The sequence below is a fragment of the Brucella sp. 22210 genome (assembly GCF_052045675.1).
Lineage (GTDB): Bacteria > Pseudomonadota > Alphaproteobacteria > Rhizobiales > Rhizobiaceae > Brucella.
Genome location: NZ_JBQEPD010000176.1, coordinates 1 through 439, shown reverse-complemented (window position 1 = coordinate 439; position 439 = coordinate 1). Strand labels below are relative to the sequence as shown.

Genomic DNA, 439 nt, shown 5'->3' with positions numbered 1-439 from the left:
TTGCTGGTGATCGAGCCGGTCTTGCTGTCATTGCCAAGCTGCAGTTCAGCACCATCGGCAATATAGGTATTGCCTGTATAGGTGTTGTCACCCGACAGGACCTGCTTGCCCTTCTCGACCGTGAAGCCACCGGTACCTGGACCAATCAGGCCCTTATATTCACTGCCATCGCCATTGGTGATGATGATATTTTGGGCACCATTCTCCAGGATCGCATTTTCCCCACCGCGCAGATGGCCCATCTCTATATCCGTGCCCTGTATGGCAGCCAGCCGCCTATTGGCAGCCTGGCTATCAACAGTATTGCCATTCTTAATGTCGATGACGCCATTATTGGTCACGCCCGCAGCGGCAGAAATATCACCCTGCCCTTCCACACTGAGCGTATCGCCAGGGTTGATAACATATTCACCCTGAAACGCCTGTTTTGTATTGATGA

Annotated in this window: 1 pseudogene; it reads right to left on the bottom strand. The window is 52.4% G+C overall.

From position 1 onward, the window contains the following. Positions 1-439 (bottom strand): annotated as a pseudogene (locus ACTJKP_RS27220) (hypothetical protein); the annotation flags it as partial.